The sequence below is a fragment of the Actinokineospora spheciospongiae genome, assembly GCF_003182415.1.
Taxonomy (GTDB): domain Bacteria; phylum Actinomycetota; class Actinomycetes; order Mycobacteriales; family Pseudonocardiaceae; genus Actinokineospora; species Actinokineospora spheciospongiae.
The window spans coordinates 239,581-251,532 of record NZ_QHCP01000004.1 but is presented as its reverse complement, the minus strand read 5'-3'; the positions used below and the strand labels follow the sequence as shown (position 1 = coordinate 251,532).

Sequence of the window (11,952 nt, the reverse complement as noted above, 5' to 3'; positions counted from 1 at the left end):
GGGCACAGCACCCGGTCCGCCTACAGATCGGAGGTGCGGAGCCGATGACCTGCCACCTCCACGCGCTCTGCTTCGACGCGAACGACCCCCGCGGCCTCGCCCGCTTCTGGGCGGGCGTCCTGGGCTGGGAACACGTCGACGACCCCCGGGACGGCGTCGCGCTCCTGCCGGGCGACGACACCGGGTTCCGGGTCCGGTTCCTGCCGAGCCAGGAGCGCAAGACCGGGCAGAACCAGGCGCACTTCGACCTGACCAGCACCTCGCCGGACGACCAGCGCGGGACGGTGGCCAAGGCGCTCGACCTCGGCGCCCGGCACATCGACGTCGGCCAGCGGCCCGAGGAGGGGCACGTCGTGCTCGCGGACCCCGAGGGCAACGAGTTCTGCGTCATCGCACCGGGCAACGACTTCCTCGCCGAATGCGGTTTCGTCGGGGCGCTCGCCTGCGACGGGTCGCAGGAGGTCGGCTACTTCTGGAGCGCGGCGCTGGGGTGGCCGCTGGTCTGGGACCAGGACCGGGAGACCGCGATCCGCTCACCCCTGGGCGGTCCGAAGCTCACCTGGGGCGGGCCGCCGGTGGCGGCGAAGACCAGGAAGAACCGGTTGCACTTCGACCTCGTTCCGGGTGCCGGTGGTGATCAGCAGGCGGAGGTCGACCGGCTGGTCTCCCTTGGGGCGCGGCGGTTGGACATCGGTCAGGGTGGGGTCGAGTGGGTGGTCATGGCTGATCCTGACGGCAACGAGTTCTGCGTGCTTCCCTCTCGGTAGCTCGCGTGCTTTGGCTCGCGGCATGCCCGGCCGGGCCGGCTTGCCGTGTTGTTGAGGTCGGGATTTCTGGTGTGGTGATGCGAGCGGTTCCGCTTACCGTGCTCGACACCGGCTGCATCGACGCGGTGTCGGTGCGGTCGAAAAGGGGGCGAGCTGACCGGCCGCAGCCCCACTGACCGGGGTGGAGCCGGCTCGAAGTACCACGTTCTGTGCGACGCGAACGGGCTACCGCCGCACATCGTGTTGTCGGCGGCAAACACCCACGACAGCATGCTGTTCGAGCCGCTGCTGGACACGAACCCGACCGTGCGCGGCCACCACGGCCGGGCGGGCAGGCCACGATGCCGACCGGACAAGCTGCCTCTTCAGAGGCGTTCGACGCGGTCGGCCTGCGGGCCCCGGTCGCTGTGACGCACCGCGTACCGGACCCGGTCACCCTTCTGCAGCGGCTCCGACCCCATGATCACGGACACGTGGGCGAAGAGATCGTCGCCGCCTGCGTCCGGGGTGATGAAGCCGAAGCCGCGGTCGCCGTCGTAGCGCGCGACGACGCCCTCGCCGCCTCGTGCGGGCACGTCCCGCGCGGCAGGCCCTGCGGCCGCGGCAGGTGCCGACCGCTGCGGCGCCGCCTGGGGCTCGGCGCCCCGGACCAGGTGCACGTCGCGGGCCTGCGGGCCCTTGTCCCCACTGGCCACCTCGTAGGCGACGCGGTCGCCCTCCGCGAGCCACGTCAGCCCCTCGGCCAGGGCCCGGGCGTGAACGAAGATGTCCCCGGCGCCGGAGTCGGGGTTGATGAAGCCGAAGCCCTTGTCCTCGTCGTACCAGGCCACCGTGCCGTCGGCACCGTCCGCGACACCGGCCGCAGCGGGTGAGCCTGTCCCTGGTCCCAGCGGGATCACGTGCCCGGCCTGCGGGCCGCGCTCGCCTTCGACGATCAGGAAGGCCACCCGCTGCCCCTCGGTGACCACGCCGCCGGTCACGATGGCGGAGCTGTGCACGAAGATGTCGGCGCCGCCGCCGTCCGGCGACGCGAAGCCGTACCCCTTGCCCGGCTCGTACCAGTTGACGGTGCCGAGCAGGCCCACGGCGCTGCCGGTGGCCGCATCGGCGGTGACGCGAACGCGCAGCGCCTGGGGCCCGCGGTCGTTCTCGCCGACCTCGAACACGACGGCCTGACCCTCGCGGAGCATTTTCGCGCCGCCGTCCTCGACGATCTCGGAGGCGTGCACGAACACGTCCGGCGAGCCGTCCTCGGGCGCGAGGAAGCCGAAACCCCGTTCGGCGTCGAACCAACGGACGGTCCCTTGCGGCATCAAATGCTCCAGGTCGAGAGGGCGGGCACTGGCCCCCATTCTCCCTGACGGGCTTCCGGTCCGTCGGACCGGGCCCACAGGCGGGCGGTGCGGAGCCAGCGGCAGGCCGTTGGTCCACCTGGCGACACGCCGAGTTTTGAGACCAGGTCCAAGGGCCGGGGTTTTGGTGGGGGTGCCCGGGTGGGTGGATGGCGATGCGCTGGCGGGTTCGGGCGGTTGGCACCCGGACCGGGGTGGTTGGCGGCTGCGCCGATGTCGTGCCTGGGTGGGTGGGCTGGCGGTTGCGGGGTGGATGCGGCTGTGCCGGTGGGTTCGGGGGGCGGGCAGCGGTTCTCGCGGTGAGCGTCCGGCTGTGCGGCCCGTCCTGGGGCGCTCCGGTGGGACTTGTGGGTCTGTGGGTGCCGGTGTGGTCGGTGCTGGTGGTGCTGGCCGTGGTCGGCACCGTGCTGCCCTACCTGGCCGGGTTGTGTGCGCTGCGTTACCTGTCCCCGGCCCTGGCGAGCGTGCTGGCCCTGGTGGAGCCGCTGGTTGCCGCCGCGCTGGCCTGGCTGCTGCTCGGGCAGGGCCTCGGACCGGCGCAACTGGTCGGGGCGGCGGTGCTGCTCGTCGGCGCGGTTCTGGTGCGGGTGGCCGACTCGGGGTGGCGGCTGGCCGGTGTTCGGAGCGTTGTCGTTCGGCGGAGAACGTTCGTCGGGTGGCCACGAGCCGGCGGGGTGGTCTGGCGATCAGGGGGTTCTTCACCGCGTGGGCCAGGCGAAACCGGGGCCTGCCCGTGGTATAAGGTGCCCTCTCGTCACAGGGGGATGAGGAGTGCGCGCGTGCGGATGATGAGCCATGCCGAGTACTTGGCACTGCGACGGTTCCCCGCCCTGGACGGGCTGCGGGCCGTCGCGGCGGCGATGGTCATCCTCGTGCACTTCGGTGGGCCGTCCTGGGGTTGGCTGTCCGGCTGGGCCGGGGTGCAGTTGTTCTTCGTGCTCACCGGTTTCCTGATCACCACGCTGGCGCTGCGCGAGGAATCGCGCACGGGTCGGGTGTCGCTGCGGGAGTTCTACCTGCGGCGGGCGTTCCGGATCATGCCGGTGTACTTCGTCGTGCTCGCGTTCGTCGTGGTGCTGCTGTGGTTGCGGCGGGAACCGGCGTTCGCGCTGCTGCCCGACCAGTTGCCGCTCTACCTGACGTTCAACAACGACCTGGTCGCGCCGGGGCCGTTGCACTGGGTGGGGCCGGTGCACCTCTACGGGCAGTCGTGGACGTTGGGGGTGGAGCAGAAGTTCTACCTGGTGTGGCCGCTGCTGGTGTTCGCCGTGCCCGCCATGCGCTTCAGCCGCAGGCTCGGCTTGGCGCTGGCCGCGATCGCGCTGGCGCTGGGCATGACGTCGACCATGGGCGGGTTGACGGTGCACTACGAGGTCATCCTGGCGGGCTGCGTGCTGGCGATCGTGCTGCACGACCCGCGCGGTTGGGCCGCGCTGCGCTGGGTGACCCACCCGGTGGCCGCCACGGCGGCGGCGCTGGTGTTCGTCTGCGCGCACCTGGCCCTGCCGTGGGGCATCCGGCAGGTGGGCGAGGTCACGGCGATCGCGATCTACGCCCTGCCGGTCGTCGCGCTGATCGCCGCCATCGCCCCCGGTCGCGGGCTGGCGGCGTGGTTGCTGTCGCTGCGGCCGATGGTGTGGCTGGGGCAGCGGTCGTACTCGCTCTACCTGGTGCAGCACATCGCCGCCATCGTGGTGCTGTCCTCGGTGCCGACGCTGCAGGACGGGCGCACCAGGACGGCGGTGGCGATCCTGTTCGTGTCGCTGGCCATGGCCGAGGTGCTCTACCGGTGGGTCGAGCTGCCGATGATCGACTGCGGCAGGCGGGTCATCGGCTGGTTGCGCGCCCGTTCGGACACCACCGGCGGCGCGGAGCCCGAGACGGTCACGGTGCCGCCGGTGCCCGCGTTCGCGCCCGAACCGACCGGCGCGGGCCAGGTCCCCGCCGGGAGCCGCGTGCCCTGATCAGGGCGGATGCCCACCCGGCTGGCGCCGCCACCGGCCGAGGTCCGGCTACCCTGGGGTCGACGCGTGCCCGGCGCTCCCGGGCACGACCGGTGACCAGTGAGGTGGACGTGCGAGAGATCATCAGGTCCAACAACCCCGTGCTGCTGTCGTTCGCGGCCTCGGTGCTGGCCGAGGCGGGCATCCACCACCACCTCGCCCACGCGCACGACGCGTCGCTCGAGGGTTCGATCGGCGTGGTGGAGCAGCGGCTGCTGGTGGCACCGGACCGCTACGACGAGGCCCACCGACTGCTCGTGGACGCGGAGGCGCTCGACGCGCCGCCCGCGTAGGCCCGGCACGACCCCCGCGGCGGGCACACGCCCGACCTGGTGCCTGCCGTGGGCGGACGCGAGCACAGGACCGGTCCGCGCGACGCCGACGGCAGGGCGGGGCGCCCAGACCCGCCGGGTGGCCCGCGGCCCTTGGCGCACCGGCAGGGGCACCGCGCTGCTGCGCACCCGCCACCCCTGCCCAACGGCCACCGGACCGGGGCAGCACCCGCGGGTGGGCGCTGGCTGTGCGTGCTCGCCTGCCGCACCCCGCTGACCCTCCGGACAACCGCCGCTCACCGGGCGCTGAACGCGCGGGGTGTCCCCCGGCGCGACGTGACCCGCCGGGGTGTCCGACAGCGGCCAGATCGGCGCAACCTGTTCTGCCACAGGGGTTCCGGTGTGATCACCCCAATGGCTGCCCGTACCACCCCGGTGGCGGATGATCACCGGTGCGGCGCCTGGTTTGCTCGACCGGCAAGCGTTCCGCTGACGGAAGGATTCCTCGTGTCGAGTTGCAGGCGGTTGCTCGGGTTCGCGTTCGGTGTCGTGCTGCTGGCGCTGGGCCTGGCGCCCGCGACGGCGTCGGCGGCACCCGCCGGGATCAGCGGGGTGTGGGCGTGCTCGGTCCCGGCGGGCAGCACCCACACCGGCGTGCGCCTGAGCAGCAACTGCGGTGGCTTCTCCTACGAGTACAACGTCACCGCACCCTCGAACGGCCTCTGGGCCTGCACCGTCCCGTCCGGCTGGTCCTACACCGGCGCCCGCCAGGGCAGCAACTGCAACACCTCCAGCCTGTCGTGGGAGTACAACCTCTCCACCCCCAGCACCGGCACCTGGATGTGCACGGTCCTGTCCGGCCACACCTACTACGGCGTCCGCCAGGGCACCAACTGCGGCTCGGGCCTGACCTACGAGTACAAGATCGTCATCCCGGTGAACGGGGTCTGGGCCTGCTACCCGCCCACCGGCTGGTCCTACACCGCCACCCGCCAGGGTTCCAACTGCGGCTCCGGCTTCACCTACGAGTACCTGCTCTTCAAGCCCTGACCCGCCGCACGCCCCGGCCCGCCACCGCGTGGGCCGGGGCGTGTCCGCGTGCGGTGGGCAGTGGCATCCCGCCCGGCGCGATGAACGGGCCGATCACGGCAGCGGTTTCCGCATCACCGCGCACACCGTCTCGTACCGCTGGATCACGCCGTCGGGGGTTTCCTCATCCCAGGCGTCGGGCTCGCGGCCGTAGGCGGTGTAACCGAGCCGCTCGTACAGCGCCCGGGCGCGGGGGTTGTTCTCCTCCACCTTCAACTCCGCGCGATCCAGGCCCCGGGCGATGATGCGCTGTTCGGCCGCGCGAATCAGGAGGCTGCCGATCCCGCAGGACCGCAGCGCCGGGTGCACGGTCAGTTGCCACAGGGTTCCCGCCCCCGGGCACACCTCGTAGTCGACCCCGCCGATCGCCACGGGCAGGTCGGACGGCGGGCACACCGCCAGGTAATCCACCGCGCCGGTCCGAGCGCGCTCCACCTCGTGCGCGACCCGGGTCAGGTGCAGCGCCGTGCCGGACCACGAACACCACTCCAGATCGCTCGGGCGCAGGTCGCGCACCGACAGGTCCACCAGGACACCGGGCATCCGTACCACCTCCTGCCGATCAGGATGTCGGCGACCGCGGACCCCGGCAACGGAATTGCCCGCGCCGGGGTGTCGGTGACCGGGGGCTCACGCCGCGGGGGGAGCGTCACCCCCGGTGGTTCCCGCGGTCTCGTCCTGTCGGAGGGTGACCCACACCGCGATCTGGGAGCGCTTGGTGAAGTCGAGCTTGACGAGGATGTGCTGGACGTGGGTCTCGGCCGTGCGCGGTGAGATGAGGAGCCGGGCGGCGATGTCGCGGTTGGACAGTCCCCGGGCCACCAGGCCGGCGACCTCCCGTTCCCGCTTGGACAGGGGGTTGCGCTCCGGGCCGGGAGCCGGGGTGTCGTCGAGTGCGTGGCGCCGCGCCCGTTCCGGCGGCAGTGCCCGTCCCCGGCTGTGGGCGCTGTCGAACCGCCGGTCGCCCAGTGCTTGCCTGGTGATCTCGGTGAACTCCCGGTGCGGGCGGGCCACGAGGTGCGCGATGGGGGACGCGAGGAGTTCCCAGGCGGTGGCCGCGGCGCCGAACAGGGTCGCGGCCCGCTCGTGCTGATCGCGCTTGCAGGCGGCCCAGGCGAGGGTTTCGAGGTGGAAGGCGTCGCCGAACGGGCTGTCCAGCGTGCTGGACGCGAGGGCGGTGCGGGCCGCGGCGGCCGCGGCGCCCACGTCGCCGAACTTCACCTCGATGAGGGCGAGGCCGAACAGGGCCATGTCGCGGTAGTGGCTCCCGCCGCCCGCTTCGCCGAGTGCGATCACGCGGCGCAGCTTCTCCCGGCCGGTGCCCAGGTCGCCGTTGTAGGCGGCGATGATGCCGTGCAGCGCCAGGGTCCGCAGTTCGCGGCGCAGGTCGCCGTGGGCGCGCAGCACGGGCACGCACTCCTCGGCCAGGTCCGCCGCCCGGGGGTCGCGGCGCAGCATCACCTCCAGGACGCGGACGCTGGTGATCTGCGCGGTGAGCAGGTCGTCGCCGATCGCGGCGGCGAGCCGTTCCGCCTCGGTCAGCGACGCGGACGCGGCTTCCAGGTCGCAGCACCACAGGGCGTGCAACGCGGCGGTGGCCAGCGCGAACGGGCGATCGGGGTGGTCGGCGGGGGCGGCGGCCAGCGCGCGGTCGAGCCACCGCTGGGCTTCGGCGTCGAGGCCCAGCAGCGTCCAGTGCTCGTCGACCCGGGCCGCCATGCGCAGCGCCACCCCCGCCTGCCCGGGTTCGGCGACCGACCAGCCCAGCGCGGCCCGCAGGTTCGCCTGCTCCCACCGCAGCCGCCGCGCCCACCGCGACTGCTCCGGGCCCGCCCACCGCGCGTCGGCCAGGTGGGTGAGCCGGTCGAACCAGTCCCGGTGCCCGCGCAGCACCCCGCCGAGGGCGCCGGAGCGCTCCAGCCGCTCGTGGCCGTACTCCCGCAGGGCTTGCAGCATCCGGTACCGGGCGTCGCCGTCGTCGACCTCCACGCGCTGGAGCACGGACTTGTCCACCAGGGCGTCGACGACACCGCACACGGCGGCCGCGTCCACCCCGGAACCCGCGCACACGTGCTCGGCCGCCGCCAGGTCGAACGAGCCCGCGAAGACCGACAGCCGCGCCCACACCAGCCGCTCGACCTCCGAGCACAGCCCGTGGCTCCAGTCGACGGTCGTCCGCAGGGTCTGCTGCCGCTCCGGCGCGGTGCGGCTGCCGTTGGTCAGCAGCGCCAGGCTGTTGCCAAGCCGCTCCGAGATCTGCCGCGGCGACAGGCCCTGGATGCGCGCCGCGGCCAGCTCGATCGCCAGCGGCAGGCCGTCGAGCCGCCCGCACAGCCGCGCCACGTCCGCGCGGTTGCCCTCGGTGATCCGGAACCCCGGGTGCACGGCGGTGGCCCGGTCCACGAAGAGCCGCACGCCGTCGTACCGGGCCAACAGCTCCAGCGGCGGGGTGTCCCCGGGACCCGGGACCGACAGCGGCGGCACTCGCAGCACCTGTTCGCCCGGCACACCGAGGGATTGCCTGCTGGTGGCCAGCACCGCCACCCGGGGGCACGCGGTCAGGACCCGGTGGACGAAGGTGGCGCAGTCGTCCACCAGGTGCTCGCAGTTGTCCAGCACCAGCAGCACCGCGCGCTCCCGCAGGTGGTCGAGCACCCTCCCGGTGGCCGAGCGCCCCGACTGGGCGCGCAGCCCCAGCAGTTGCGCCACCAGGTCGGCCTGCGACGCGCCGTCGCGCAACTCCGCCAGCTCCACGAGCAGGACCCCGTCGCGGTGGTCGGGCGCCGCCTCCTGGGCCACGAGGGCCGCGAGCCGGGTCTTGCCGACCCCGCCGGGGCCCGCCAGCGTCACCAGCCGCCCGGAGCCCAGCAGTCGCCGGGCCTCGGCCACCTCCCGGCGCCTGCCGACACACCTCGTCAGCTCGACGCCGAGCCGCGTCCGACCCGTCCCGCGCAGCTCCCCGTCCGGGGCACCGGTGGCCGGGGTGGGGCTGTCCGGAACCATCGCACACTCCCTAACAGTCGTTAGGCATAGTCGCAGTGGACCACGTCACCGTCAACCCGGGACCGAGCGCTTTACGTAGTTCTGCCGATGCCGGGCCGCCGACACCCGTGCCTATCCTGTGCACCGGATCACACCGGACGGGCGTGGCCTACCGCCGAGGAGAACAGCAGATGACCAAGATCCGCCGCAGCGCCGCGGCCCTGGCGCTCACCGTCGCGGCAGGCGCTGTCGTCGCCGCGGGCAGCCTCTCGCCCGCCAACGCCGCGACGCAGAAGTACGTCGCACTGGGCGACTCCTACTCCTCCGGCGACGGCGCGGGCTCGTACGGGTCCAGCGGGGCGTGCCTGCGCAGCGCCAACGCCTACCCGGAGCTGTACGCCAAGGCGCACCCGGGGACGGCGCTGTCGTTCGTCGCGTGCGCGGGCGCGAAGGTGGAGGACGTGCTCGGCAAGCAGGTGCAGGCGCTGACCGCCGACACCGGCCTGGTCACCATCTCGATCGGCGGCAACGACGTCGGCTTCGCCTCGGTGGTCACCACCTGCACCTTCGGCTCCGACGCCGCGTGCACCGACCGGATCGCCAAGTCGACGGCCACCGCCACCACCGCGCTGCCCGGCAAGCTGGACACGACCTACGCCGAGATCAAGACCCGCTCGCCCCGGGCCCAGGTCGTCGTCCTGGGCTACCCGCGCCTGTTCGCCTCGGGGCCCGCGTTCTGCGCGATCAGCCAGACCAAGCGCACCGCGCTCAACAAGGCCGCCGACAGCCTCGCCGAGATCATCGCCGACCGCGCCCGCAGCGCCGGGTTCACCTACGAGGACGTGCGCGACGAGTTCGCCGGGCACGGCGTGTGCACGTCCAACCCGTGGATTCACGGCATCCGCCCGCTGGCGGTCGCCGAGTCCTACCACCCCACCCTGGCGGGCCAGAAGAACGGCTACCACGCCGCCCTCACCAACGCGATCGGGTAGGCCCCGCCGGTCTTGACAACGGGAACGCGGTCGGCTGGCATGACCCCGACACGGCTCCGGTGCGGCCGTGCCCGGCGCGGTGGTGTCCGCCGGGCACGGCCGACTCCCGGTGCCGTCGGCAGGCAGGCGGACCGGGAGTGGCGCGGTGGACGAGTTCGTGCGGGAACTGGTGGACCTCACCGGGTGGCGGGGGTCGGCCTACGGGCCGGTGGCCTGGGACGCGGTCGAGGCGGGCCTGGGGGTGGAACTGCCCGCCGACTACAAAGAACTGCTCGCCACCTTCGCACCCGGCACCTTCAACGCCGCCAACCTGAACCTGGGCAAAGCCATCGTGATGCCGCCTTACACCGCTGCGGGGAAGCCGGATCACCTCCACCAATTCAGGACCGAGATGCGCGAGCTGCGCGAGTGGCAGGAGGAACATCCCGAGGACGTTCCGCACCCGATCCACCCCGAGCCCGGGGGCATGATCCCCTGGGCGCGGGCGGCGCGCGAGGTCCTGCTGTGGGTCCGCGAACCCGGCCAGTCCCCCGACGAGTGGACCGTCGCCGTGTCCAACGGGGGCATCTGGCGGTGCGACGAAATCGTCCCGGTCGTCGAGGAGTTCGACTGCGGGGCGGTGGAATTCCTCGCGGGCCTGGTTCGCGGGAGCATTGTCAGCACGGTGCTGACGGGCGATCCGGAGAACCTGACCTCGCCGCCACTGGCAGCCCGGTTCCCCTTCCGGCCGGTATCCGAGGACGACTGGTGGAGCATGTCCACCATCCCGGCGGACGACGGGTGAGCGGCGCGCGATGAGGACACGGAGTGGCGCAGTGGATGAATTCGTGCGGGAACTGGTGGACCTCACCGGGTGGCGGGGGTCGGCCTACGGGCCGGTGGCCTGGGACGCGGTCGAGGCGGACCTGGGGGTGGAGCTGCCCGCCGACTACAAGGAACTGCTCGCCACCTTCGCACCCGGCACCTTCAACGCCGCCAACCTGCACCTCGGCGAGGCCATCGTGATGCCACCGCACACCGTTGCGGGCAAACTGGATTACCTGTACCAGTTCAGCACCGAGATGCGTGAGTTGCGCGACTGGCGGGACGAGCACCCCGAGGACGTCCCGCACCCGATCCACCCTGAACCCGGGGGGATGATTCCTTGGGCTCGGACAGCCCGCGAGGTCCTGTTGTGGGTCCGCAAACCCGGCCAGTCCCCCGATAAGTGGACCGTCGCCGTGTCCAACGGAGGCATCTGGCGGTGCGATGAGCTCTTCCCGGTCGTCGAGGAGTTCGACTGCGGGGCGGTGGAATTCCTCGCGGGCCTGGTCCGCGGAACCATTGTCAGCAAGGTGTTGGCCGGAGATCCGGAAAACCTGGTCGCTCCTCCGATGGCGGCTCGACACCTCTTCCAGCCGGTATCCGAGGACGACTGGTGGAGCATGTCCACCATCCCGGCGGGCGACGGGTGAGCGGCGCGCGATGAGGGCGTTGGTCGTCACCGGTCCGCGACGCGCCGAGGTGCTGGACGTGCCCGATCCCGTCGCCGGGGTGGGGCAGGTGGTCGTGGACGTCGAGCGGGTGGGGGTCTGCGGGACCGATGTGGAGTTCTTCACCGGGGAGATGAGCTACCTGCACACCGGGGACGCCGCCTACCCGATGCGGTTGGGCCACGAGTGGTGCGGCGCCGTCACGGCCGTCGGCGGCGGGGTGGACCCGGTGTGGCTGGGGCGCCGGGTCACCGGGGACACCATGCTCGGGTGCGGGCGCTGCCACCGGTGCCTCGACGGGCGCCACCACGTGTGCGCGGACCGCTTCGAGATCGGGGTGCGGGGTGGGTTCCCCGGTGCCCTCGCCGAGCGGCTCGCCGTCCCGGTGACCGCGCTGCACCGGCTGCCGGACTCCGTCGACGCCGCCCTCGGCGCCCTGGTGGAGCCGGGGGGCAACGCGCTGCGCGCCGTGCTGGCCGCCGACCTGCGGCCGGGTGACCGGCTCCTGGTGCTCGGCCCCGGGACGATCGGGCTGCTCGTCGCCCGGTTCGCGCGGGCGCGCGGGGTCGAGGTGCACCTGGTGGGTCCGGCGGGCGGCGATCAGACCTTCGCGCGCGGCATGGGGTTGGCCGGGGTGTGGACCGCCGACGCGCTGCCCCCGGTGCCGTTCGACGCCGTGGTCGACGCCTCGAACTCCCCGGCGCTGCCCGCTCTGGCGGTGGAGTTGGTGGAGCCGGGCAAGCGGGTGGTCTACATCGGCCTCGCGGGTTCGCCCAGCGCGGTCGACACCCGGGTGTTGGCGCTCAAGGACGTGACCGCGGTGGGCGTCCTGGGCGCATCCCCCGCGCTGGCGGCCACGATCGACGCCTACGCCTCCGGGGCGGTGGACCCGCGTGACCTCGTCGCGGCCACGGTCGGGCTCGACCAGGTGGGTCGGGTGTTGTCCGGGTGGCGCCCGGTGGGGGCCGGTCCCGGGCCGAAGGTCCACGTCGATCCCCACCGCGGCCCGTCGGCGGTCTGAGG

Annotated in this window: 11 protein-coding genes and 1 pseudogene; 9 read left to right on the top strand and 3 right to left on the bottom strand. The window is 73.0% G+C overall.

Going from position 1 to position 11,952, the window contains the following annotated elements:
* Positions 1 to 44: 44 nt before the first annotated feature.
* Entirely contained in the window at positions 45 to 767 is a 723-nt protein-coding gene (locus DFQ13_RS12285; RefSeq protein ID WP_110079875.1) for a VOC family protein, read from the top strand.
* A gap of 116 nt (positions 768 to 883) precedes the next feature.
* Positions 884 to 1,127 (top strand): annotated as a pseudogene (locus tag DFQ13_RS34955) (transposase); the annotation flags it as partial.
* Positions 1,128 to 1,132: 5 nt separating this feature from the next.
* Here DFQ13_RS34955 and DFQ13_RS35790 read toward each other — a convergent pair.
* Positions 1,133 to 2,080 carry a cold-shock protein gene (locus DFQ13_RS35790; protein WP_110079874.1) on the bottom strand — a complete coding sequence of 316 codons (948 nt, stop codon included), beginning with the start codon at positions 2,078 to 2,080 and terminating at the stop codon, positions 1,133 to 1,135.
* A 377-nt stretch (positions 2,081 to 2,457) separates the two neighbouring features.
* Here DFQ13_RS35790 and DFQ13_RS12270 point away from each other — a divergent pair, with 377 nt between their 5' ends.
* The 3 genes from DFQ13_RS12270 to DFQ13_RS12260 all read left to right on the top strand — a co-directional run bounded on the left by DFQ13_RS12270 (position 2,458) and on the right by DFQ13_RS12260 (position 5,444).
* Positions 2,458 to 4,083, top strand: a complete 1,626-nt coding sequence (locus DFQ13_RS12270; protein ID WP_233438375.1) for an acyltransferase family protein — start codon at positions 2,458 to 2,460, stop codon at positions 4,081 to 4,083.
* Between the two features lie 110 nt (positions 4,084 to 4,193).
* On the top strand, positions 4,194 to 4,415 hold the full coding sequence (locus DFQ13_RS12265) for a putative signal transducing protein (protein ID WP_035288308.1): 222 nt from the start codon (positions 4,194 to 4,196) through the stop codon (positions 4,413 to 4,415).
* Positions 4,416 to 4,901: 486 nt separating this feature from the next.
* Entirely contained in the window at positions 4,902 to 5,444 is a 543-nt protein-coding gene (locus tag DFQ13_RS12260; protein WP_181399943.1) for a hypothetical protein, read from the top strand.
* A 93-nt stretch (positions 5,445 to 5,537) separates the two neighbouring features.
* Here the strand turns inward: DFQ13_RS12260 and DFQ13_RS12255 are convergent, their stop codons facing one another.
* Entirely contained in the window at positions 5,538 to 6,026 is a 489-nt protein-coding gene (locus DFQ13_RS12255; RefSeq protein WP_110079873.1) for a GNAT family N-acetyltransferase, read from the bottom strand.
* Positions 6,027 to 6,113: 87 nt separating this feature from the next.
* Positions 6,114 to 8,486: an ATP-binding protein gene (locus tag DFQ13_RS12250; protein WP_110079872.1), complete on the bottom strand. Its 2,373-nt coding sequence runs from the start codon at positions 8,484 to 8,486 to the stop codon at positions 6,114 to 6,116.
* Positions 8,487 to 8,656: 170 nt separating this feature from the next.
* Between DFQ13_RS12250 and DFQ13_RS12245 the strand changes: the two genes are divergently transcribed.
* From DFQ13_RS12245 to DFQ13_RS12230, 4 genes are all read left to right on the top strand, one after another.
* Positions 8,657 to 9,457 (top strand): SGNH/GDSL hydrolase family protein, encoded by an 801-nt coding sequence (locus DFQ13_RS12245; RefSeq protein WP_035288285.1) that lies wholly within the window; start codon positions 8,657 to 8,659, stop codon positions 9,455 to 9,457.
* A 145-nt stretch (positions 9,458 to 9,602) separates the two neighbouring features.
* A complete protein-coding gene (locus DFQ13_RS12240; protein ID WP_110079871.1) occupies positions 9,603 to 10,241 on the top strand; it encodes a hypothetical protein in 639 nt (212 codons plus the stop codon).
* A 31-nt stretch (positions 10,242 to 10,272) separates the two neighbouring features.
* The gene (locus DFQ13_RS12235; protein ID WP_181399942.1) at positions 10,273 to 10,911 is read left to right on the top strand and encodes an SMI1/KNR4 family protein; all 639 of its coding nucleotides are present in this window, start codon (positions 10,273 to 10,275) and stop codon (positions 10,909 to 10,911) included.
* A gap of 10 nt (positions 10,912 to 10,921) precedes the next feature.
* Positions 10,922 to 11,950 carry a zinc-dependent alcohol dehydrogenase gene (locus DFQ13_RS12230; protein WP_110079869.1) on the top strand — a complete coding sequence of 343 codons (1,029 nt, stop codon included), beginning with the start codon at positions 10,922 to 10,924 and terminating at the stop codon, positions 11,948 to 11,950.
* Positions 11,951 to 11,952 lie beyond the last annotated feature (2 nt).